Annotated in this window: 19 protein-coding genes; all 19 read left to right on the top strand. The window is 63.9% G+C overall.

The features are described 5' to 3' along the window. The first annotated feature begins 23 nt into the window (after positions 1–23). Positions 24–932, top strand: a complete 909-nt coding sequence (locus FPJ27_RS35835) for a type IV secretion system protein (protein ID WP_204426397.1) — start codon at positions 24–26, stop codon at positions 930–932. Further along, on the top strand, positions 929–1,801 hold the full coding sequence (locus tag FPJ27_RS35840; RefSeq protein ID WP_239483403.1) for a TrbG/VirB9 family P-type conjugative transfer protein: 873 nt from the start codon (positions 929–931) through the stop codon (positions 1,799–1,801). Before FPJ27_RS35835 ends, FPJ27_RS35840 begins: the two co-directional genes overlap by 4 nt. A gap of 19 nt (positions 1,802–1,820) precedes the next feature. Then, positions 1,821–3,083 (top strand): type IV secretion system protein VirB10, encoded by a 1,263-nt coding sequence (gene virB10 / locus FPJ27_RS35845; protein ID WP_239483404.1) that lies wholly within the window; start codon positions 1,821–1,823, stop codon positions 3,081–3,083. Continuing rightward, complete coding sequence (locus FPJ27_RS35850; RefSeq protein WP_204426398.1) at positions 3,064–4,203, top strand: ATPase, T2SS/T4P/T4SS family; 1,140 nt, start codon at positions 3,064–3,066, stop codon at positions 4,201–4,203. Before virB10 ends, FPJ27_RS35850 begins: the two co-directional genes overlap by 20 nt. Then, entirely contained in the window at positions 4,200–4,697 is a 498-nt protein-coding gene (locus FPJ27_RS35855) for a hypothetical protein (protein WP_204426399.1), read from the top strand. Before FPJ27_RS35850 ends, FPJ27_RS35855 begins: the two co-directional genes overlap by 4 nt. A gap of 14 nt (positions 4,698–4,711) precedes the next feature. Further along, positions 4,712–5,374 carry a hypothetical protein gene (locus FPJ27_RS35860; RefSeq protein WP_204426400.1) on the top strand — a complete coding sequence of 221 codons (663 nt, stop codon included), beginning with the start codon at positions 4,712–4,714 and terminating at the stop codon, positions 5,372–5,374. After that, positions 5,374–5,787, top strand: coding sequence for a hypothetical protein (locus FPJ27_RS35865; protein ID WP_204426401.1), 414 nt, complete (start codon positions 5,374–5,376; stop codon positions 5,785–5,787). The genes FPJ27_RS35860 and FPJ27_RS35865 overlap by 1 nt, the downstream gene beginning before the upstream one ends. Continuing rightward, positions 5,784–6,413 carry a phospholipase D family protein gene (locus FPJ27_RS35870; RefSeq protein ID WP_204426402.1) on the top strand — a complete coding sequence of 210 codons (630 nt, stop codon included), beginning with the start codon at positions 5,784–5,786 and terminating at the stop codon, positions 6,411–6,413. Before FPJ27_RS35865 ends, FPJ27_RS35870 begins: the two co-directional genes overlap by 4 nt. 70 nt (positions 6,414–6,483) lie before the next feature. Further along, complete coding sequence (locus tag FPJ27_RS35875) at positions 6,484–8,703, top strand: type IV secretory system conjugative DNA transfer family protein (protein ID WP_204426403.1); 2,220 nt, start codon at positions 6,484–6,486, stop codon at positions 8,701–8,703. Continuing rightward, positions 8,696–13,312 carry an LPD7 domain-containing protein gene (locus tag FPJ27_RS35880; protein WP_204426404.1) on the top strand — a complete coding sequence of 1,539 codons (4,617 nt, stop codon included), beginning with the start codon at positions 8,696–8,698 and terminating at the stop codon, positions 13,310–13,312. The genes FPJ27_RS35875 and FPJ27_RS35880 overlap by 8 nt, the downstream gene beginning before the upstream one ends. Then, positions 13,237–13,725: a hypothetical protein gene (locus FPJ27_RS35885; RefSeq protein ID WP_204426405.1), complete on the top strand. Its 489-nt coding sequence runs from the start codon at positions 13,237–13,239 to the stop codon at positions 13,723–13,725. Before FPJ27_RS35880 ends, FPJ27_RS35885 begins: the two co-directional genes overlap by 76 nt. Before the next feature lie 2 nt (positions 13,726–13,727). Further along, the gene (gene stbB, locus FPJ27_RS35890; RefSeq protein ID WP_275557409.1) at positions 13,728–14,489 is read left to right on the top strand and encodes a StbB family protein; all 762 of its coding nucleotides are present in this window, start codon (positions 13,728–13,730) and stop codon (positions 14,487–14,489) included. Continuing rightward, positions 14,486–15,037, top strand: a complete 552-nt coding sequence (locus FPJ27_RS35895; protein WP_204426406.1) for a hypothetical protein — start codon at positions 14,486–14,488, stop codon at positions 15,035–15,037. The genes stbB and FPJ27_RS35895 overlap by 4 nt, the downstream gene beginning before the upstream one ends. Then, entirely contained in the window at positions 14,935–16,287 is a 1,353-nt protein-coding gene (locus tag FPJ27_RS35900) for a DUF1173 domain-containing protein (protein WP_239483406.1), read from the top strand. Before FPJ27_RS35895 ends, FPJ27_RS35900 begins: the two co-directional genes overlap by 103 nt. Beyond that, positions 16,284–16,805, top strand: a complete 522-nt coding sequence (locus FPJ27_RS35905; RefSeq protein WP_204426407.1) for a PH domain-containing protein — start codon at positions 16,284–16,286, stop codon at positions 16,803–16,805. Before FPJ27_RS35900 ends, FPJ27_RS35905 begins: the two co-directional genes overlap by 4 nt. A gap of 87 nt (positions 16,806–16,892) precedes the next feature. Beyond that, positions 16,893–17,624 (top strand): hypothetical protein, encoded by a 732-nt coding sequence (locus tag FPJ27_RS35910; RefSeq protein ID WP_204426408.1) that lies wholly within the window; start codon positions 16,893–16,895, stop codon positions 17,622–17,624. 15 nt (positions 17,625–17,639) lie between these two features. Further along, positions 17,640–18,044: a plasmid mobilization relaxosome protein MobC gene (gene mobC, locus FPJ27_RS35915; RefSeq protein ID WP_204426409.1), complete on the top strand. Its 405-nt coding sequence runs from the start codon at positions 17,640–17,642 to the stop codon at positions 18,042–18,044. 2 nt (positions 18,045–18,046) lie between these two features. Next, positions 18,047–20,758 carry an LPD7 domain-containing protein gene (locus tag FPJ27_RS35920; RefSeq protein ID WP_204426410.1) on the top strand — a complete coding sequence of 904 codons (2,712 nt, stop codon included), beginning with the start codon at positions 18,047–18,049 and terminating at the stop codon, positions 20,756–20,758. Between the two features lie 691 nt (positions 20,759–21,449). Continuing rightward, entirely contained in the window at positions 21,450–22,274 is an 825-nt protein-coding gene (locus FPJ27_RS35925) for a Crp/Fnr family transcriptional regulator (protein WP_239483411.1), read from the top strand. Positions 22,275–22,634 lie beyond the last annotated feature (360 nt).

Raw genomic sequence — 22,634 nt, forward strand, 5'->3', positions numbered from 1 at the left:
CCGGCAGTACAAGGAGAAAGTTGATGTTTGGATCGAAACGTTCGTCGGCCAGCGCCGGTGCCGCTCCGCGAGGCCTCGCGCGAGTCGTGGGAGGCGGGGGGCGCACGCCGTCGTCGGCGAAGCCGGTAAATCCGGGCGCCGCTTCACCCGTGCGCACAGCAGAAGACGAGGCCAAGGAGGCAAAGTCTCGCCTGTCGGCCGAAGCGCGCTGGTATCTCGAACGCGCGCTCGACTTCGAGCAGTCGAAGCAGGCCGAACGCGAGAAGTTCACCCGTTTCGCAATTCGTGTAGCGATCGGGGGCGGTCTGCTCGGATTGGTCGGCTTTTTAGGCGGTGCTGCCTTAGTACAACTAAAAAGACCTAACCCGCCCGCATTGATCCGGACCAACGACACGAGTGGAACGACGAGCGTGATCGGTGTCATTCGCGACGGCGAAATGCCATTCGGACAGGTTCAGGATCGTGCAGATCTGCGCCGGTACGTGACGATGCGCGAAGGGTATGACTGGGAAACCATTCAAGACATGTACGACACGGTCAAGCTGATGACGGCGGACAAGGAAAAGGAAATCTACGTCGCGTTCTACGACCGCCCAGACGCGCCGCAGAAGGTTCTGAAAAACCAGTTCCGAATCGTCGCGAAGGTGGGCGCAATCACGTTTGTCGGGTCAACCGCGCAAGTGTTCTTCTCGAGAACGTTGATTCCGTTGGCCTCAGTGCAGAACCCGCAGAACGCGCTGAACGATCCGAAGACCGAATATTGGGTGGCGACGATTTCGTACCGGCACGACAACCTGCCGGAATCAGGCGAGGAGCTCGAGCGCGATCCCACCGGCTTCCGCGTCACGAGCTACACCGTCGACCGAGACTGGACACGCACGGACTCGACGCCGTCTATCCCATCGCTGCCCGGCAAAAGAGGGGGGGCATGATGAACCGACATATCAAACGCGGTGGCCATACCGTGCCTCGCCCCGGCCGCCGATCACTGGCTGTCGCATTTGCACTGGCCACCGTGTTCTCAAGCACGCCGGTGTGGTCCGAAACGACCCCGGGCGCGTGCGGCTCCGACGAACACATGCGATGTGCGGAGTACGACGCGACCACGTCCTACCGAATCCCGTACCGGCTCGGCGAAGCAATTGTGATCCAGTTCGAGGCCGGTGAGGTGGTCGATGGCCCGAAGAGCGGCCTGGGCACTGGTGAAGCCAAGGGCTGGTCGATCGGCGGTGCGGCGAATTGGTTCATGTTCAAGCCGATCGTGAAGAAGCCGAATACGAATGTGGTGGTCGTGACCGACAGACGGCGCTACGTCTTTCAGTTCGTCGAAGCCGCACGCAACGAGCCGGCGACCTGGGCGTTGTCGTTCGACTATCCGGATACGCGTGCGAAAGCGGAGTCGGCTGCGAAGGCCAAGGCCGCGAAAGCGCAGGCCATCGAGCAAGCGAGCGCGGAGACTTCCGAGCGGCGCAACGACGACTACGACATGAAAGGCGACGTCGCGATCGCGCCGACGTCGGTGTGGGACGACGGTCGCTTTACGTATTTCCAGTACGACACGTCGCGCAAGGTGCCGGAGATTTACGAAATTCAGGTAGACGGAACCGAAGCCGCGCCCAAACGGCACGTCGATGGCGACACGATCGTCGTCGAGAGTATGGCAACCGGCTTCGTGCTGCGTCTGGGTAAGGCGGTGATGGCCATTCGAAACAATGCGTACTCGCCTGACGGCGCGTTCAACCGGACCGGTACGACGGTGCCCGGCTGGGTCCGTATCACGAAGGACGCCAATCATGGTTGATAGGCATGAGGATTCAGGCGTGGACCCGGACGTGAATTCGATGGCCGATATGAGCGGCGCGACGCCGTCCGCCACCACCGGCCGCGGCAAGCCGGACCCGGACGTGGTTCCGCCGACAGGAATGGATCCGCGCGGCATTCCTGGCCTGCAGCGAGGTAAGCGAAACACGAGCGTTCGCGGTGTCGGGATCGTGCTCGTGATCGTAATTATCGTGATCGTGATCGCGGGCAGCGTTGCGGTTTTCGCGAAGCGCTTTGGCGACGCCTATCTGGAGCATAAGCGGGCAAAGCGCGACGCCCCAGTCCAGGCGGTCGTCACCGATCCGGACTTCCAGGGCAACAAGCATCACGTCGAAGCGGCGGAAGCGGCCAGCGCGGCGGAGGCGGCGTCGGCCGCCGCCGCTAGCCTACCCGAGCCGTCGGGCGCACGCGGAGCGGGGAATGTCAGCAATGGCGGCACGGCGACGAGCCACGTCACCACGACGGCCAGTACGGTGTCCGGCGGGCCAGTCGCCGTACCTGCACCAGGCGATCCGCGCCTGGAGGGAGACGTGCTCGTGAAGTTCGGCAAATCGGACGACGGGCTCGCGGCGCTGTCGCAGGCAACGGCGGGATCGAGCCCGCCGGCGCGTCAATATGCGCGTGACGGGCTGGACGACAGCCTCGCACCGTCACGCCTCACGCCGGTCAAGGCCAGCTTCCTGCCGAACCTCAGTTTGCTGCTCAAACGTGGCGCAATGATCCCGTGCGGACAGTTCACCGACATTGTGTCGACGCATCCGGGAATCGCAACCTGCCACGTCTCGGAGGACGTGTATTCCGCTGACGGCAAGACGCTGCTCCTCGAGCGCGGCAGCGAGGCGACCGGCGAGCAACGAAAAGCGGTCCTGGAGGGACAGGCGAGCATCTTTGTGGTGTGGACGCGCATCGATACGCCGTCGGGCGTAACGGTCGATCTCGATTCGCCGGCGACGAATGCTCTCGGCGCGACCGGTATCGATGCTGATGTCGATACGCACTTCTGGTTGAGGTTCAGGGGGGCGTTGATGCTGTCGGTGATCGGGGACGCCGGCCAGGCGCTGGCCAATCTTGCCCAGAGTGGCAACGGCAACCGCATCCAATTCTCGAATACGTCGTCGCAAAGCCAGCAACTCGCGGCGGACACGCTGAAGAACACCATCAACATTCCGCCGACCGCTACTTCGCGGCACGGATCGACCATCAATATTTTTGTCGCGCGCGACGTCGATTTTGGGAGCGTCTATGAACTTGTCAAACGTTGAACCGTACGACAGCAGCGTTACGGTCCGCAATCTGATGGAGTCGACCGGGATCGCGGAGCTGCGTGCACTTTCCGGAAACACCGAGATTGCGATTAACCGGCCGGGTGAAGGTTGGACCGAGACGCGCGATGGTTGGGTGCGGTACGAGCTGCCGGGCGCGTCTCTTACCGCGTTGACCCAGCTTGCCAACGCACTCGCAATCTACAACAAGTCGACCCCGCCGCTGTCGGTCGACGATCCGGAAAAGCCGGTGAGGTTACCGAATGGCGAGCGCGGGCAGATCGTGATTCCGCCCGCCTGCGAACCGAATACGGTGTCGATGACGATTCGCATCCCGAGTGCGACACGCTTGTCGGTCGGCGAGCTCACGCGCGGCAATTTTCTGAACGACTTTCGAATCGTTGGCGCCCAAGACCCCGCGGCTCTGTCGGCAAGCCCGCGTGGACCGTCGTTCGGCGATTTGAGCGTGAGCAGTTCCGTCGACGTAATCGACTCCCGACGGCAACTCGCTTCGCCGGCGGCGGTCACGCTGCAGCAGTTCGAACTTGACATGCTCGATGCGCTCGCGCAGCGCGATGTTGGGCAGTTTTTGACGCTCGCCATGCTTCACCGGATGAACGTCGTGCTAGTTGGCGGCGTTGGTTCGGGAAAGACGACCTTGATGAAAGCACTGGCCGATGTGGTGCCGGCCACGACGCGGGTCGCGACGATCGAGGACACGCACGAAGTGCCGTTGCCGAATCAGCCGAATCACGTGCACCTGTTCTTCAGCGAATCGTTGCCGGCGCGCCGGATCGTCAAGGCGACGCTGCGAATGAAGTTCGACCGCGTGTATCTGGCCGAGCTGCGTGGCGATGAGACTTGGGACTACCTCGTCCTGCTCAACACCGGCCACCAGGGCGGCATTACGACGGTGCATGCGAACGACGCGATATCAGCGCTGGCCCGGATCGCGACCCTCGTGAAGCAAAGTCCAGTCGGCCAGACGTTGACGTGGGAATTCATCCTCCGCGAGGTCAAGAGCACGATCGACGTGGTGTTGTTCATGGAGAACAAGTGTCTGAAGGAGGTCTACTTCGACCCGGTTGGCAAGTGGAAGTTACAGCGAGGTCTGGCATGAGCGAACAAAAAATCAAGCGGCGAAACTTGCATCCGGTGCTGTGTGCGCCTCCGACGCAGGCCGAGCTCGATGCGGACCGCCGTCGGGCGTTGATGTGGTGGTTCGGTGGCTGGGGCGTGTTCGTTGCGGTGGAACTCGGCATTTTCTTCTGGCTGACGTGGCCCAGTTTCCTTGGGGCGACTGTCATGTGCGTGCTGGCTGTTCTGGCGGTACTGGTTTGGGGCGGGAGCAGCCCGTTTTCTGCCGACACCAACTGGTCACCGGTAACGGCTGACGATCTGCCGGCACTGAAAGAGGTCTTTGCGCGCGGCGCCCTCGATGCCGAGTCGGTCGAGCGATACCGGCGGGAGGTGGCGACGCTTGGGCGACCGCTCGTGCGGCGCGACCTGCAGGTAATTGCAGCGCATCGCGAGGCGGTGCGCACGTGGATCGCGCAAGAGGGGGACGCGAGGGAACTCGCGGCGTTCAGCGAGCCAGGTGAGATGTCCCGTTAAACAGGAGGTGCGCAATGAGAAAGGCCATTTTGAAATGGTGGGCCGGTCAGCAGCAGCGCCGTGTGCGAAAGGCCGCCCGCGAAGCGTGGCGAGCCGCCTTCAACGTGACAGACGGAACGGAGTGGGCCGTCTACATGAACGGTGTGCGTGCCGGCTACGTCAGCGAACAGAGCATCCGCCGTATCGAGCGTCTGTTGCAAGACGACAAACGGTTGCGCGACTGGCATATCGGACGCGTCGGTGGAGCGCTCGCGGCGTCATTGGCGATTTTGGTTGAGCTGATTCAGTTCCTCGTCGTCGGGTTCGGCATCGTGTCCGGGCTGGTCGTGTTTGCCGTGCTGTGTTCGTCAACGGAGTTCGCGCGATGGCTGCAGCTGGCCGCCACGCAGCCAGCAGACACCGCCAGGACGTTGAGCACTGCTGCCACGGGCATCACTCTCGTGATGATGGCCTTGACGATCGCTTACTTGTTGCGGCGCATCGACGCGCCATCGGCGGACTCGGACCCGTATCGCGACGCCTGGATCGACCGGGTGAGGATCGCCGCGCAAGTCGTGCCGCTCGGCTACATCTCCTGCGAACTGCCGGTGGAGAACGGACATTTGGTCCGCCTGCCGAACGGCCGAGTCTTTCTGCGTCGTGGCGATCAGACGTCGCTTGTAACTGGAGATGCGTGATGGAGAACGAAATTTCTCGCCTGAGGCAGATGGAAGAAGAAGCGTTGGCCGAGGTGATTTCAGTTCAACGGCGGCTTGCGCGTCGGTCGCCGGGCATCACGTTCAACGCGCTCCGACAATGCAAGGCGCGCCTCGACGCGATCCAGGAGGAGCTGTTGTTCAAGGGCGAGCTGCCCGGGTTGTTTTTGCGTCGCTACTTCTACCTGATAGATCGCGCGACCGTGGAGAGATCACCTGCTGGGGTCTGTGTCGCGTTCCCGGTGATTCCCGCAGTTGCGGATTTCCGCGATGGGCCGCTCGACGAGCGGTTCCTGTTCGACATCGAACGATCGCTCGACGCAGTGTGCGCGTCCAGCGGTGCGGCCCGACTGCGGACGATGCAGGTGACGGAACGCGCCGAGGATCACTCATGAAAAGCGCGATTTGGATCGGCGCGGCTGCCGCGCTGTTGTCCAGCGGTATGCCGGAGTCGGCGCTGGGCTTCAGTCTCGAGCTTCCGAGCAACGTTTCTCGCTTGTTCGAGTCAGCCGCCTCGAGCACTACTGCGCCCGGCGGGTCGTGCGTGCCGGAGGTCGGATTCTCTCCCGAGGGTAGTGGTGCCGCGCTGGTGTTGAAGACGATCGCGAGCGCCAAGAGAACGATTCGCGTGTCGGCATACGCATTTACCTCGCGTGACGTCGCGCGCGCACTGGTACAGGCAAAGGCACGTGGCGTGGACGTTGCGGTTGCCGTGGACGCTCGCCAAAACCTAACCGGGACGTCCCGCGGAGCCAGTGCGGCCGCACTGAGCATGCTGCTGCACGCTGGCATTCCGGTGCGGACGATCGGCTCGTTCGCAATCCACCATGACAAGACCGTCACGGTCGACGCGGAAACGGTGCAGACGGGGAGTTTCAATTTCAGCGCTGCGGCCGCTCGCAAGAACAGCGAGGACGTGCTGGTGTTGTGGAATTGCCCAGCGATTGCGCAAGCCTATAACGCGCACTGGCAGAGCCGGTGGGTTCAGGGCACGCCGTATCGCCAGCGGGGAGAAAGCTGATGAGCGGAATGGACGTGAAGTGCAGGTATTACGTCGACGTGCGTCGCCAAGGCCTGACCGGGGGCATCGTATGAAAACTCTCGGCAGCTGGTTGCTCGGCGTGTTCGCGGGGTTGGTCATGTTGACCGCCCTCGTCGTCGCCGGTCAGTACGTCGGTGCGAAGCTGTTTGTGCAGCTGCAGGATCTGCCTGACTCGGTGGTGGGCGTGTGGACGCTGTTCGATTACTGGCAGGCATACGGGCATGTCGGGAAGGTCCGGCTCGCGCTCGTGCCCGCATCATTTGTGGCGGCGGTCGTGCCTATGTTGCCGCTCGTCGTGGTCGTGCTGTCGCTCGCGGTGAAAAGACCGAAGCGGGAACTGCACGGCAGCGCGCGCTTCGCCAAACGCCACGAGATCCGTAAGGCAGGTTTGCTCGATGAGGCCGAGGGGCGAGTACGAAACGGGCGCCGTTCTTACCCGTCGATCATCGTCGGGCGGTTGCGTAGTGGCAAGCCGGGCAGCCCAAACTACAGCCCCCGCTATCTGACGTTCATTGGGCAACAGTTTGTGATGCTGGCCGCCCCGACCCGTAGCGGCAAGGGGGTCGCCGTCGTGATCCCGAATTTACTCACCTATCCGGACTCGGTCGTAGTGCTCGACATCAAGGGCGAGAACTTCGACATCACGTCGCAGTATCGGAAGAACTGTGGGCAGGCAGTGTATCGCTGGGCGCCGTTCGACGAAAGCGGGTTCACGCACGCGTGGAACCCGCTTATCAAGATCGGGAAGCTTCCGCCCCACATCCGTATCGGCCGCCTACAGATGATCGCTGCGCGCCTGTTTCACTCCCCTGACGCACGCAACAAATTCTTCTACGACAGTGCCGCCGATCTGTTTCTCGGCGTCGCACTCTACTTGATCGAAACGCGCAAGGAAGACGCCTGGACGTTCGGCGAGATTCTGCGTGCGGGCGTGTCGATTCGCCCGGACGTGACGCTGCGTGCCCACGTGATCGACATGATGGAACGCGATCGCGACGGCGAGCCGCTGTCGGGTGATTGCCTGGGCGCGCTCGCGCGCCTGTTGTCGGCGCCTGACGACACGATGGGCAACATCTCAAAGACCTTCATCGCCGGCTTGACGCTGTTCGCGAATCCGATCGTCGATGCGGCGACCAGCCGATGCGATTTTGATGTCGCCGACGTGCGCCGCAAGCCGATGTCGATCTATCTGGTGCTGCCGGCCGGGAAGCTGGCGATCGCAGGGCTGCTCGCCAATCTCTTTTTCACGCAGTGGATCGAGGACAACCTTGACGAACTGCCGGAAGCAAACCCGGATCTCCAGTATCAGTGCCTCGGCTTTCTCGATGAAGCGACCGCGGTTGGCAAGATCGAGATCCTCGACAAAGCAAGCGCCTTCATCGCCGGCTTCAACATCCGGTTGTTGACGATCCTCCAGTCGAAGTCTCAGGGCGAAGACCCGAATGTGTACGGGACCCATGGGATGCGCACGCTCGTGACCAATCATGCACTGAAGGTTGTCTACCCTCCGCGCGACACGACCGATGCCAAGGAGATGTCCGAAACCCTCGGATACCTCACCGAAAAGGCCAAGTCGACGAGCCGCACGCGCGGGCGTAGTTCGTCGTCCGGTGAGAACACCTCTGACCAGAAGCGCAACCTGATGTATGCGCAGGAGCTTGAAATCATGCCGCAGTCCGAGGAAATCATTCTCGGCATGGGGCTGCCGATCCACTGCGAGAAGGCGTTCTATTACGAGGATCGCATGTTCATCGATCGGCTGCGCTCGGTCTGTTCGTTGCTGGGTGAAGTGGGTGACAAGCGGCTGCCGACCGAGGTCGAGTTGACCGAGGCTCGGGTGTCCGGACAACTGCGCTACCAAGGCATCGAAATCATCAAGATCGCCGAGATCCACGCAGAGCGATCGGCGCGGATCGCAGCTGCCGTTCGTGCGTCGCGCCAGGCGGGCGCAAAGCCCGTTTCCGCGAAAGAGCGGCTCGCTCTCGAGCAGGCGATTCCATCGGGGTTTTCATTGCAGAAGGTACGCGAACAAATGCTGGAAAGCTTGTTCGCGATCGGCGAGCCGATCGACGACGATCTGCGGCGGATGTTTGCAAGTGCAATCGCAGGGAACGCCGGCATCGAGCTCGGCGAGGGGTTGGTCGATCCACCTTCTTCAGGTGACGACGCGCGGGCCGGACAGGCAGGAAACCAAGGGACGCAGGGCAACGTAACGGAACACGCGCCGGCTGGCGCACCGATGACGACGGAGGCATATCACCATGAGTGACGAACGGCAGGGTAACAAGCGCGATGCCATCTTGCGCGAATTCGAGGCAGCGGCGCGCGAGCGCGGTCTGATACTGAACGGACCGCCCGAAGCGGACGGCGAGTTCCATCGCGTCTCGGTCAAGGGTGACAAACCCGGCAAGGAGAGCGGATCGTATCGCCTTTCTCTTGACGGGGCGCCGCGTGGGTTTATCCAGAACTACCGTGAAGGTGGGGGGGTGAATTGGCGGCCGAGCGACGTGGACAGTTTCACGTTGACGGCCGAAGAGCGTTCTGCGGACGCGCAACGTCAGCGCGATCGTATGGCCGAGCGAGCGGCTAAGCAGGAGGAGCGCGCGGCGTGGGTGTCGGAAGAATGGCGCAGACTGCCCGTCGCGTCGGACGATCATGCCTATCTGGCCCGCAAGGGCGTCGTCAGTCATGGGTTGAAGGTCGATCGGCACGGCAATCTCGTGATGCCGCTGATCGATATCGAAGGCAAGCTCTGGAGCGTGCAGCGCATCAGCGCGGACGGCAACAAGCTCTTTACCAAGGACGGTCGCACGCTCGCGTGTTTCAGTCCCGTGGGAGCAGACGATCCAAAAAAACCGATCGTAGTCGCGGAAGGATATGCGACGTCGGCAAGCATTTACGAGATCACCGGCCTGCCGGTGGTATGCGCGCTGAACGCCGGCAACCTGCGGCCGGTGGCCGAAGCATTCCGTCAAAAATTTCCTGATCGCCCGATCCTGATCGCTGGCGATAACGATCACATGAAGGAGGCGGCCGGCAAGCCGAACGTCGGCAAGGAAGCGTCACTTGCCACTGCTGAAGCTGTCGGTGGCCACGTGCTGCTGCCCACGTTCGCGTCGGACGATGCTGGCACCGACTGGAACGACTTGGCGGCATCCCGCGGGCGCGACACGGTGCGCGAGCAAGTCGACGCGCTGTTGTCGACGCTTTCCATCGCGATGCCCGCCGCGCCGGATCTGTCCTCACGCCCGGCACCGTTCGAACCCTCCGGGGCAACAGTGTCCGGCGTGCAGGACGGCCGCACGTACCTGGTCGTCCCGTACAGGGACCGCGAAGATGCGAACGCCTTGGGCGCGAAGTGGGACCGTGCGCGCAAGCAGTGGTACGTGCCGCGCGGCGTCGATCTTGCCGCGTTCGAGCGGTGGCCACGGGCGGATGTTGCTGTAACGGTTGCCCAGAATAGCGCGGCGCCGGCGACTACACCGAGCGTGGCCACCGGCCCGATATCGTCCGCCCCTGCGCAACGGGTCCAGCCGAATCCTCCGCTGCCGCCGCGCGACGAGCAACTCGGCCGCGCGTTTCGAGCTGCGCTGCAGTCCATCGCTGCATCCACGAACGTCCGCGGAGATGAGGTCACGCGTACGATCGCCCTGGACACGAAGGTCGAGGCCGTCTATCACGATGCGTGGCGTCGCACGGGCTCGGCCGGCGCGGGCGATCGCGCGGTCGGCGAGATGATTCGCACGGGACAGGGTTTTGCGGGCGAGGCGATGCCGGCGCAGGCCGCTGCGGCGCTCGAGAAGATTCGCGCCGAGTTCGGCTTGCCGCTGCCGGCACCGGAGCCTGCTGCTGAACCGGCCGCACCAGTCGGTGCGGAGTCCACGCCGGCAGCCGGCGACGCGACGATCGGCGACGAGCCCGGAACGCCGGCGCCGGACTCGGCGTACGTCATGCCGGAGTGGGCGGCCGATCAGATGCAGTTCTGGCGCGACCTTGCCGATCGCCGTGGTTTGACCGAGCGTATCGAGCGGGAATTCGCTGACGGCAAGACGCTTGCCGAAGTACAGCGGTCGCTCGGCGACGCGATCAGCTTCGTGTCGGCGGAGGAGCGTGGCGTCATGTTGGCCAATGTTCGCTTGTCGCTTGGTATCCCGTCGCGAATGTCCGAGGAAGGCGCGCAGGAATTCATCGCGTGGAAGCAGGCATACGACGCGCGGCAAGCTGAGCCCCGCGATTCGGCGGCCGACGGCGAGCAGCCGATCGTCCCTACGGCGAACGACGACACGCGGGTCGAAGCAACCATGTGGGATGTGGCCGCCGATTTTGCCGCCGACGGCGAAATGATCGGCGAGCCGCGCCCGGCAACCGAAGAACAGATCAGTGACGATGTGGTCGCCGCCACCACGATCGGCCGGGCGGTCGGGCAGACCCGGCTCGATCATGCGCGTCGGGAACAAGCGGCTGCAGAGAATGATCTCCCGCTGTCGGCCGACGATTTCGACCTGGCGTCCGACGGCGACGCACGGCTAGGCACCTCCGAGCTGTTCGAGCGCCTCGGCGTTCGACACGATCCGCGTATGCCGCTCACGATGGCCCTTGTGGACGCCGAGTGGCGAATCCGTAGTGCGCTGACAGGGCAGGATGCGCCGCTCGACGCCGAAACGCACGCGCAGGCGGTCAACTGGGTCAAGTGGCTGGCCGAGAATCGTGATTCGCGTGTGCGCGATAGTGCGTTGGGTGTAGCGCTCGCGCTGGGCCGGCATGACGACGTTTTCGGCGAAACGGGGCTGCCCAATCCGTTTGAAGGCACAGCGCTCGCGAGCGCGTATCACCTCGGGCGTGAGCGGGAAGTGCTCGGGGCTGACCAAGCGGCACCGGATCGCCCCGTGAATCGCCAGCGTTTCGAGCCGATGTTCGAAACGCTGAGCGTGAACGGTGAGCCGGGCCGCCCGATGATCGACGTGCTCGCGCAACTGCAACGACGGGTGGAAGTCGGCGCAGAACGTTGGCCGCTCGACGAGGCAGCTCGGGAGCAACTTGCCGCCTGGCTCACGTGGGTGAACCGCTCGGCCGAGGATCCGGCGGTCCGCGAGGCAACGCTTTCCGTCGCCCGTATGATGGGGCAGTACGACAACGCGAAGGTCGTGAACGACGTGCCGTTTCGGGACCCGGCGCTGCTGGACGCGTATCGGGAAGGCTGGAACAGCGTGAAATGGTCAGCGTCCGGATGGACGACGAATCCGGAGCGAGGCGGCGATCAGCGGCCGATGCCAGGCCTGCGCGAGCGTCCGGAGCTGCGCGAAAGCCGGTCGATCGGAACCGTCGAGCCGGCGGCCGCGGAAGGGAATCGCGCACCGGTTCAGGTTGTTGGCGACACGCCGGTCGCCGGCGACACCGTCTCGCCAAAGCCCTCGGCGAATGAACCGAGCGCGAAGAATCCCGCCAACGAGCCCATCAGGCCGGTCGGCGAACGCGTCGCACCCGCCGATCTCGATCGCGTGCGCCAGGTGCGTAGCGCCGATGCGGACGCGGCCCGCGCAACGCTGGATGAGGCGCGCGCACAGCAACAATCCGCAGCCGACGAAGCAGCTCGCAAGAAGGAAGAACTGACGAGCCGTCTGCGAGCCAAGCCATTTGGGACGCCCGCAGGTGGCACAGCAACGCCGCAGCCCACGCCGGCGCGCGATCGCGAATCCAACGAAATCGAGATTGGCGATGGCGTCGAGAAGAAGCCAATTCTGACGGCGAGTGGCTACGACCTTCCGGCGTCGGTTGCGGAGCGGTACGTAGTGAAGGAGGGCAAATTCTGGAAGCCCAACCTCCGCGACCCGAACGCAGACGGGAGCGACGTCCCCCATATCGAGGATAAGGGCCCTCGGCTGGCATCGCACGCGAACGATCGCGGGACGATCGCCGACATGCTGGCGATCGCACAAGCGAAAAGCTGGACGTCGGTAACGGTGAAGGGTAGCCCCGAGTTCCGCCGCAACGCGTGGCTCGAAGCCAAGCTCGCCGGCATCGATGTGCACGGCTACAAGCCTTCCGATAGCGATCACGCGTTGCTTGAAGCCGCCCGACGCGAGCAGGCGCGCCAACGCGATGCGCTAACGATCCGCAAGGGCGAGCCCCCCGCGCCTGCAGCAACAAAGCCCGCGCCGAGCGATGCCGCGTCCGCGCCCGCAACCACCACCACGATCAGTCGCAATCCCGAGCCGGCGACCACCGCGCCGCGTGGGGTAACGACGCCCGAAGAGAAGGCGATCGACACGCTGACGGGCGTGCTGCTCGAGCACGGAGCCGCCCGATATCAGCACAAGCCGGACACGTCTTATTCGTACTACGTTCGGTATCGCGACGACGTCGGTGAGGAGCGAACCGTCTGGGGCGTCGACCTGAAACGCGCAATGTCCGAATCGGGCGCGCAAATCGGCGACACCGTTTCGTTGAAGAACAAGGGCGAAACGCCTGTCTCGGTCGAGCAAGAGGTGCGCGACGACACTGGCAAGGTCATCGGTACGGAATGGAAGGGTGCGATCCGCAACGAATGGAACGTGTCGGTAGCAGCACCCGCTGAACCGGAGCGCGGCCCGGCGCCCGCGCCGCAGACAGTCGGCCAGCTGCGGGAACAGTTCGAGAAGTCGCTGGCCGGCTACCCCGCACGCACCCGCGAGGAGATGCTCAATCGCTTCGATGCGAGCGTGAAAGTCGCCCTAGAGGTTGAACGCAAGGTCGCGGCCGGCGAGCTGAAGGCGACCGACGCGGGTGGCGCCATTGACGCGAACTTTGCTGATCTGAAAAAGCAATGGACCGCGCCAGCACCGAGACAAGCCCCGGCACCGGCCCCCGGTATGCAGCAAACGCCGAAGGTGGGGATTTGAGCACGATGCGCCGACGTCACTTTCCCCATCTGCCGCACAACGCGGCGTTCTTCGCACGAGCGCGCGTGACAGCGCCGGGCTGGTTGCGCCAGCACTCGTCGCGCCGCGCGCGCTGGGTCGACGTGTGCCAGCTTGCCGACGCAATGACGGATCCGTTCGTCGCGGCGCTCGCGTCGCGTCTGCCGCATCTGTCGTCGGACATCGAAGCGCGCGTATCGATTTCGCTCGGCGCGACATTCGCAATGTTTCGTGGTGAGGCGGACGCGCTCGATACGAGTCTACGAGTGCTTGACCAGCCGGTATGGCGCCTGTCCACCACAGGCGCGTTCGTGTGCGAGGCCGCGAAAGGCGAGCCCGTGCTTCTCGTATATACGCCGCCTGTACGTCGCGGCGACCTGGACGAAAGAGGATAACAATGATTCCGAGTATTGCGGTAGTGAACTGTTCCGGCAACGTTGGCAAGACGATGGTCACGCGCGAGTTGCTTGCGCCCCGGCTGTCTGGCCTGCGCGTGATGCAGGTGGAATCGATCAACGCGGATGAAGCGGCGATCGCCGTTAGCGGACGCGCGACGCTGGGCCCGGAGACCCTGATCGCCGCCCAGTTCGACACCCTCCATGAAGCACTGATGCTTGGCGAGGCGCTGATAGTCGACATCGGCGCGTCGAACGTCGAGGAATACCTGAAGCGCCTCGACGAGTCCGCTGGCGCGCACGAAGACTATGGCTTCTTCGTGGTACCTGTTGTGCCGGCACGCAAGCAGCTGCACGACACGTTCAAGACGATCGAGCTGCTGGCCGACCTCGGCGTCGAGCCCGACCGAATCCGCGTCGTGTTCAACCAGGTCGAAGCGCTGCGCAACGAATCCGACGAGGCAGCAATTGCGCGTGCGTTCGGGCCGCTGATCGATATCTATCGCGTGAATCGCAGTTTCCGGCTCGACATGGCCGCCGCGATCCCGAAGAGTGACGCATTTCCGATCGCGGCCGAACTTGGTACGACTGTGCACGCGATCAACCAGGACGACACCGATTACAAGACGGGCCTCGCGGAATTGACGGATCGGGCGGAAGCAGTGCGGCGCACCCGCCTGATTGGCCTGAAGCGGAAGTCGATGTCCCTCGCACCGAAGCTCGACGCGGCATTTGCGGCCATCGTGCACGGGGGCGTGGCATGAATGCCCCCCTTCCAGGCGGCTTGGACGCCATCAAAATCGCGACCGATCAGGCCTCTCGTCAATCGGCAGGACAGGCCGGCGCAAAGGACGGCGCGTTATCGCTCGAGGGCGTGAAGCAAACGCTGCTGGCGCTGTCGTCGAGTCCCGAGCTACGCGAGGCGGCAGTAGCCGAAATGGTGGTCGATCTCGCGAAGGTGGTGGAAGGACTGAATCACGTCGAGAAGCTGATGCGCGCGACCGACGAGCAGCTGACCGGTCGGCTGGAAGAAATACGCCAAGCCACTGAACAATTCGTCGCCGCCGCGGTTCGGCACGAAACCGCGTTCAAAGGCGAGCTTGCAGTGAAGGCAGCGCAGCTGGCACGCAGGGAGGCGACCGAGGCACTGTCGTCGGAGCTGATCAAACTGCAGCAGCTGATCGTCCTGCAACAGCAACCGCGCACGTCATGGCGAACGATCGGCATGACCGTCGTGCTGACGGCCGCGGTCACGATCATTCTGGTCGGTACCGCCATCACCAGCTTTCGTCACGTGATTGGAGGGGCATGATGCACGCCTACTATTTCGGTACCACCCTCGTTGCGGCCGACGCCGACAATCTGCAGCGGCACCTTGCAGCCGCGTACAAGGGCAAGCAACGACCACTTTGCGCGTGTCGGCCGGACGGCGTGCCGATGTACATCGCGAAGATTGAAGATCACTACGTCATCAAGCGGATGCCCGACAGCGGTGCGCAGCACGCCCCGGATTGTTCGTCTTACGAGCCGCCGGCGGAGCTGTCGGGGCGGGGCGCCGTACTCGGGCAAGCGGTCCAGGACGACGGCGAAGCGACGAATCTCCGACTCGATTTCAGTCTGACGAAGTCGAGCGGCAAGAGCGCGCCCGAATCGACCGGGCGCGAGAGCGACTCCGTCCGCACGGACGGTGCGAAGCTGACGCTTCGCGGCCTGCTGCATTACCTATGGGACGAGGCAGGGCTGAACCGTTGGTCGCCGGCGATGGAAGGCAAACGCAGTTGGGCACTGGTACGGCGCGAACTCCTTTCGGCGATGCTCGGCAAGACCGCGAAGAAGGCGCCGCTCCAGCAGCAGATGTTCATCCCGGAGACCTGGTCGCTTGACCGCGACGGAGAGCTGACCGCGCGACGGATCACGGCGATGGCTGCGCTCACCAAGGTCGGCAAGACTAAGCCGATGATGATCACGATCGGCGAAGTGAAGGAGATCACGCCGACCCGCGCCGGCGCGAAACTAATTGCGAAACACCTCCCGAACTTTCCGTTCATGCTCGACGCGGATCTGCACCGGCGCTTCATGAAGCGGTTCGCGAATGCGATCGCGCTGTGGGACGGCGTGGAAGGCGCACATCTGATCTTCATCGCAACGATCGGGCTCGAATCGACCGGCTTGGCGACGATCTCGACGATGTCGGCGATGGTCGTCACGGAACGCTGGATTCCGTTCGAGGACATGTACGACAAAGTATTGCTCGACGCCATGACGACCGACCGTCGACGCTTCGTGAAGAGCCTGCGCTACAACCTCGACGAGAGCCAGACGCTTGCTTGCGCGGTGCTGACCGATTGTGACGTCCCGACAGCGCTGTATGTGCTCACGCCAGGTGCGCCGCCGGAGGCCGGCGCAACGCTCGAGGCGGTGATTTCCGAGAGTGCCGTGCCGGCATGGGTCTGGGATGCGGACGAACCGATGCAGCCACTGCCGTCGCCGAAGGGCGCGATCAAGACGTTGCCGGCGCCACCCACCGATGAATTCGCGCGCGACCTCCGGGCGGAATCATGAAACCAACCTTCGATCCGATCTTGGCGTCGGGGTCGCCGCCGTGGTTCGAAGCGTCGCCAGTGTGGACGGTGAATCTGCCCTTGATTGTGAATTGCGCGATCGCGGAGATCGTCCTGTTGCTGCTTGTCGCCGGCGCGGCAGCGGTGACCAATCTGTGGTGGGTGCTTGCCGTTGTATTGCTCTGGCCGCTCGGCATCGCCCTGCAGGCGATCGCGCAAACGCGTGCGACGCGCTTTGTGATCGATGAAGCTCGGGTGACGGTCACCACTGGGCTGGTGCTGAAGGAGACCATCAGCGTCGAGCTCAGTCGGATACAGAACGTTCAGGCGCAAGCGCTCTGGTGGCAGGAACGCATGGGGTTCGGCAGCCTAGTTTTCGAGACGAGCGACCTGTATCACCCGGTTTGGGTCCTGCACGGCATCCCGGACGCGATCGTTTGGCGCGACTACCTGACGCGCTACACGGTGGCGTTACGCGAAGCGCGCGGAATTCGTGACGTGAACATCGGGCGGCTTTGAACACACGGACAGCCACGCACGCTGAGAGACGTGGCGGAATCTAACAACAACCGCCCGGAACCGGGCACGCTTCTCCGAGGACCAACCATGACCACCGAAAATATCCGCCCTGACGGGCTGAAGGACCTTGACCCGACCAAGAAGGGTGCTGAACAGGGCCTGTATCGGAAGTTCGACGTGCGCCGCGTCGACGGTAGCGATCAGCCTGGCGGCAAACACCACGACAGCGAGTATTTCGTACTCGACCTGAAGCATGACCTGCACGCGCGGGCAGCGATCCAAGCCTACGCAGTCGCCTGCGCAACGACGCACCCGCACCTGTCCGTCGACCTGATCGCCCGATACGGGTTCGGATCGGCCGCTTCCCACGAAGCAGTGCCAGCCGACAATTTTAATGGCGATACGAGCAGCCTGATCCGCTCGATCCTGTGGCTGCTTGAAATGGATGCTGCGGGTTTTCTTGCGCCGGACGTATTCAACGCGCACGGGCGCAAATTGCTGGATGGGGCGGCCGGGAGGCTTGCGGCGCTGCCTACGTACAACCCTGGTCCGAAGCAGCCGTCGCGCCTCGCCACGCAGTCGGTCGCGCGAACAGATGACCGCCGCAACCCGCTGACGGCGCAGGACGCACTCGCGGCGATCGACACCTTCGAGATCGTCGGCGAAAACAATCAGTCGCGCGAGCCGAACAGCGAAGATCGGTTCATCCTGGAAGAGTTCATAGCGCACCTGTTCGGCGGCTATACCGTCCGACGGCCAGCGGACAACGACACGCACGGCATGCCGTCCGGCGGCTCCGACGAGACCGGTTCAATCTGATTGCTGCGGGCAGCGATGAGCAACGACGATCTGAAGGAACTCTCGGATGCACGTCCGAAACGAGGCCGGCGCCCCGCAAAGAATGCGTTGGGTGCGCCAATCAGTACGCGCCTCACGGCCGCGGAGCGGGAAGTGTTCCTCGCGAAGGTACTCGCGTCCGGGCTTAGCCAGTCCGAATTCCTGCGCGAATGTGTGCTGACAAACCGCACACAGATCGTCGCGCGTCCGCCGGCTAGTGTTGATCGCAAGCGGATCGTGTTCGTAGTCAACAAGACGGGTAACAACCTGAACCAACTCGCGCATGTCGCAAATCACGCGAGGCTCGCCGGTAACCTCCGCGAGGATCTGTTTGTTGCTCTGATGGACGAGCTGCAGCTGATCACGCAGTTGCTCAAAGCCCATCTGCATCAGGTGGACTGACAATGCTCATCCGCGTGTCCGGCCATCACGATGGCGTCAAGCAATACCTCGAGGACGGCCGAAAGGTTGGGCGCGAATTCACTCGCGACGAGATGGACGAGCGCATCGTGCTCGACGGCGATCTCGACCTCACGGAATCGATCTATCGGATGATCGACGCGGCACCGAATGTCGATCGCTACCTGACGATTACGCTCAGCTTCAAGGAAGACCATATCGATCGCGAGACGCTGGACGCGGTCGTGCGCGACTTCAAGGAGTTCGTCTTTGCCGCGTATCGACCGGACGAACTGAACTTCTATGCGGAAGCGCATTTGCCGCGCGTGAAAAGCTACGTGGACGAGAAGACCGGGACATTGGTCGAACGCAAGCCGCACGTCCACGTCGTGATCCCGAAGTTGAACCTGATCTCGGGGCAGAGCGCGCGCCCGTTCGGGTTCGAAAAGCTGAACCTCGACTACATCGACGCGATCCAGGAGCACTTGAACGCAAAGTACGGCCTGGCCAGCCCGAAAGACAACCGCCGTACGGAATTCAGCGACGCCTCCGAGATGCTCAGTCGGTACCGCGGCGACTTGTTTCGGGCGGATAGCCGGCAGCTGAAGGAGCGCATTCTCGACGCAATGCTCGATCGGCACGTCGAGCACGTCGACGATTTCATGGCGTTGCTCGCTGAACACGGCGCAGTGCGCGTGCGCAACGCTGGCCGTGAAGACGCGTATCCAAACGTGAATCCGGCCGGCGCCGAGAAGGGCGTGAACCTGAAGGACTACGTGTTCTCTCGCGAGTTCATCGAGCTGCCGACCGACGAGAAGCTCCTGCAGCTGGCGGCCGACGCGGCCGAGCACTACATCGAACGGCAACCGGCACGGGCGACGCCCGAAGACATCCAGGCGCGCCTGGACGAATGGCTGGGCGAACGCGCACGGGAAGTGAAATATCTCAACAGCGGCAACACGCTTCAATGGCAGCGCTACCAGCAGTCGTCGTCGGGCGATCGTCGCTTGATGCTCGACGCGCTGGAGCGCGGTTTCTATGCACAGCACCTGAAGGAGTTTCATGATGACACCAGCGGATTCGGACGGCTCGCGCCCGACGACATCGACCGGACTTTCGACACCCCATTCAACGACGACGACGGATGGAGCGATCCCTCCGCAGGGCCGAACCTCGACGGACCAGGCGGGCCCGGATTCGATCCCGGACCGCCCGGCGTCAGTCCAGCCCCCGCCATTGACGCCGACGAGTTTGGCGCTTGGCCAGGTGAACCGGAACTTGTGGCCGAACCCGTCGACCCTGTGCGAGCGCTGTCCGGCAGCGATCTGGTCAGCGTCGCCGAAGGACGTCCAGTGCTTCTGCCAGATCCTGCGCACGAACACGTGGACGACGCTGGCGCCGTATCCCCGTATCGCCTGCGACGGGTTCACGATCGCGATCGAGAAATTGCGCCAGAAAGAGGCAGCACAGGCCGGGTAGCCGACAGCGCGATCTCGCAGGCCGCGCGCGACGCGCGCGAAGCACGCCGGCAGCGGGCGGGTAACGGCGAATTCGCGAAGATACGACAGCAGCTGAGCGGCGAGCGTCTGCTCGCCGAACTGTCGCATTCGCACGGCGTGTTGCCACAGAAATACGTGGTCACGGTCGCCCGCGACGGCGCTGAACGCATACGTGCCGGTCGACGCAACCTGAACGTGTCCGATTTCCTTACGAAAGAGTTGAACCTGTCGTGGAACGAAGCGGCTTCGCTGCTGCGCGAAAGCTATGCGCGTCAGCGTGCGGGCGAGCCGGTGCCGCGCGCGCGTGAGCTGCCGCGCGCGGTCCTCTGGCGCGAGTTCGCGACGGAGCGCGACGCTCACGCAAGGGCTCGCCGCGCGGCGTGGGAAGCGCAGAAGGATCACGAGCACGCGCGGCGTGCGGCAATCGCCGCGGACCTCGCCGAGCGCCGCACGCAGATTCGACAGGCTCCGCAGATGCGCCAGCCCGAGCGTCGGCAAGCGCTCGCGGCCGCACGCCTGAACCGCGCTGCGGCCGATACGGCGCTTTCCGCGCAGATCCGCCGTGAACGCGACGCCTTGAAGGCGCGGTACGGGGCTGCGACGGGGCCGACGTTCACTGCCTGGCTGCAGCAACGCGCGCAGCGCGGCGACGAGCGCGCGCTCGCCGAGCTGCGGCGCACCCGCAAGCCCAGCGATTCCGACCGGACCTCAACCCATACGCCGGTCAATACGATCCGACCTGGCACGCCGGGACCGTATGACGACAACGCGATCCTCTTTCACGGGCCGGAGCTATCGCTGTCGGTCGACGAAGGCGGCAGCGTCAGCTACCGGCGCGATGGACAGACGCTTGTTGTCGATCGTGGTGACGCGGTCGACGTGCTGCAGATCGATCGCGCCGCGATCGAGACAGGACTGCGCCTCGCGCAGATGAAGTTCGGCCGCACGCTCGAGCTCGACGGCAATGAGGAATTTCGCCAGGCGGCGATCGAGGTGGCGGCAGCGGCCGGGTTGCCGGTCCAGTTCAGCGAGCCGGAGCTGAATCGTGCTTTTGCGAATGCGCGCTCGGCGCGTGTCGATAAGCAGCTGACCGATGTCCGCGAGTCGATCGGCGGACGCGATGACGTGTCACGCCCGGTGTCGCCGGCTGCTCCGCAGCCTGCTACGCAGCCGACGGATGCGACCGTCGACCCCAAGCCGCGAGGGCCGCGGCTATGACACGACAACGACTGCACGACACGGCGGGAGGGGTGGGGCAGGTGGGGTTGCACGCGATGGTGATGGCGTGCCTCCCCGAACGGCTCAGCCCCGGTCGTTCGTGCGCGCCGCATAAATCGCGCATTTCTGATGGGTTTCTGCAGCAAACCGCTCAAGGTGCGGAGCGCATAGCGCAAAACCAGACGCACAAAAGAAAACCCCCTGCTGGAAACAGGGGGCTTGTCTTGATGACGCTCAATCAGCCAACCGGCGGTAAAAGAGGCCATCCCGTGGAACGGATGTCCAAATTCTACGCAGAGTCGGTCGACTGTCAAGACGTCATCCGTGTCAACTCGTTGTTTTTATTGAGGACCAGATGATTCAATCGACCAAGCGCGGGGCATGGCCCCGCTGTGCGCGACGCGCTGCGATGCAACTTCCCCGTGGGATGGCTACGCTCGACTGCAGTTCGCGGGTCGTGGCCATCGCCTCGACAGTCAGAAGATTCCCCGGCACCGCCTGGACGTCCCGGCCATCGGCCGGATCGGAGCGTGGACCCGTTTAGGCCCGCGTCGTGGACCTCCATAACGCCGCATCGCTTCCCTCTGACCACCCCAGTCAGGTAGACGCGAACGCGCACGGCAACGAAACCGCATCCGGCCAGGATCTGTTCGGCGGTATCGCCGCGGCCGCACGCAGTGCGCACGCGAGCCTGCGGGCGCAGGGCGGCGGTCTGAAGGGCGCGCCGAGGCCGGCGGCCGCATTGCCGGAGCGGATCTGGCCAGAGGACATCCCACACCCGGCGCCGGCGAGCGCGCCCAAACTGCTTCGCGAGTTGAAGCAGCGCCTTGGCCGCTACCTCGACACGCCGCAGGCATGGTTACCGAGGCTGAACATCGCGAACGGTAGTCCCCGGCAGCAGCGTAGTGAGCGGCGCATCGCGTGCGTGCAGCTCATGCGCGCGCTAATCAAATTTTGCGATCTCGTCACGCTCCGTGTCGCGGTGCCGGGCAAGGAGGGGTGGATCGACTTCACGCTTCCATACCTCGCCGAGCAAGCGGGACTGCCATTGCGCCGCGCTGAGCGCGCGCTGCGAGATCTGATCCGCGCACGGCTGATCAAAAGCCGCCCGCAGTGCGAAGTGCAGGAAGACGAGCACGGCGTGCGCTATCGTGGCCTGGCAGCGATCAAGTACCTGACGCCGGCGCTATTTGAACAGTTCGGCCTCGGCAAGTGGCTTACCCACGAACGCACGCGCGCGCACCTGCGAGCGCAGCGCCGGCGCGACGCCCAGCGCAAGCGCGACCGCAAGGTCGGCGTCGCCGCCGCGCAGTTTGCCGACCAGCTCGGCGAGCAACTCAGGAGCATTCAGTCGCGTTTGAAGCGCTCACCACAGGGACGCGACGCCGATCGTCACGCCGAGCTCGAGCGGGCAATTCAGCTGCGCATGGGCGAACTGAAGATGCGGAACCCGGACTGGGATCGCGAGCGTTGCTACCGAATCGCGCGCCCGCAGCTGGCGCCGCCTGGCGACTAGACAAACTCCACCCCATAGACAGTCACCTATCGTGCAAGCGAGGGGGGCGCTCGTCTGCGCGCCGATTCCTGGCCGATTTCCCGGCCACGCGTGCTCAATTTTTCCAGCGTCACGCACAAGTTTGCCAAGCCGGCATCGTTGCGCTCGGCATCGTGTGTGGATAACTTCGATTAATTGTCGGGTCGGAACGCCTTTAAGTGTCGGGCCTTAACCAGAAGCTTTCTCTGACCACACCATATCGACCGGCGGCTCTGCCGCCGCTTCACGCGGGCTTCGCCCGCTTGAATGGATTAACACCAACGAGACGACCAGGTCGACCTCCGGCAGGCACTAGGCGCTACGGCGGCCTTACGGCCGCCG

Source organism: Burkholderia sp. MS455 (genome assembly GCF_016899445.1).
Lineage (GTDB): Bacteria > Pseudomonadota > Gammaproteobacteria > Burkholderiales > Burkholderiaceae > Burkholderia > Burkholderia pyrrocinia_C.

Bases quoted from the DNA above. Each gene is read 5' to 3' on its own strand.
- FPJ27_RS35850 (WP_204426398.1), top strand. From the start codon at position 3,064: ATGAACTTGTCAAACGTTGAACCGTACGACAGCAGCGTTACGGTCCGC.
- FPJ27_RS35905 (WP_204426407.1), top strand. From the start codon at position 16,284: ATGAAACCAACCTTCGATCCGATCTTGGCGTCGGGGTCGCCGCCGTGG.
- FPJ27_RS35895 (WP_204426406.1), top strand. From the start codon at position 14,486: ATGAATGCCCCCCTTCCAGGCGGCTTGGACGCCATCAAAATCGCGACC.
- FPJ27_RS35875 (WP_204426403.1), top strand. From the start codon at position 6,484: ATGAAAACTCTCGGCAGCTGGTTGCTCGGCGTGTTCGCGGGGTTGGTC.
- stbB (WP_275557409.1), top strand. From the start codon at position 13,728: ATGATTCCGAGTATTGCGGTAGTGAACTGTTCCGGCAACGTTGGCAAG.
- FPJ27_RS35920 (WP_204426410.1), top strand. From the start codon at position 18,047: ATGCTCATCCGCGTGTCCGGCCATCACGATGGCGTCAAGCAATACCTC.
- FPJ27_RS35870 (WP_204426402.1), top strand. From the start codon at position 5,784: ATGAAAAGCGCGATTTGGATCGGCGCGGCTGCCGCGCTGTTGTCCAGC.
- FPJ27_RS35840 (WP_239483403.1), top strand. From the start codon at position 929: ATGATGAACCGACATATCAAACGCGGTGGCCATACCGTGCCTCGCCCC.
- FPJ27_RS35910 (WP_204426408.1), top strand. From the start codon at position 16,893: ATGACCACCGAAAATATCCGCCCTGACGGGCTGAAGGACCTTGACCCG.
- FPJ27_RS35860 (WP_204426400.1), top strand. From the start codon at position 4,712: ATGAGAAAGGCCATTTTGAAATGGTGGGCCGGTCAGCAGCAGCGCCGT.
- FPJ27_RS35885 (WP_204426405.1), top strand. From the start codon at position 13,237: ATGGACCGCGCCAGCACCGAGACAAGCCCCGGCACCGGCCCCCGGTAT.
- FPJ27_RS35855 (WP_204426399.1), top strand. From the start codon at position 4,200: ATGAGCGAACAAAAAATCAAGCGGCGAAACTTGCATCCGGTGCTGTGT.
- FPJ27_RS35835 (WP_204426397.1), top strand. From the start codon at position 24: ATGTTTGGATCGAAACGTTCGTCGGCCAGCGCCGGTGCCGCTCCGCGA.
- mobC (WP_204426409.1), top strand. From the start codon at position 17,640: ATGAGCAACGACGATCTGAAGGAACTCTCGGATGCACGTCCGAAACGA.
- FPJ27_RS35880 (WP_204426404.1), top strand. From the start codon at position 8,696: ATGAGTGACGAACGGCAGGGTAACAAGCGCGATGCCATCTTGCGCGAA.
- FPJ27_RS35900 (WP_239483406.1), top strand. From the start codon at position 14,935: ATGGCGAACGATCGGCATGACCGTCGTGCTGACGGCCGCGGTCACGAT.
- FPJ27_RS35865 (WP_204426401.1), top strand. From the start codon at position 5,374: ATGGAGAACGAAATTTCTCGCCTGAGGCAGATGGAAGAAGAAGCGTTG.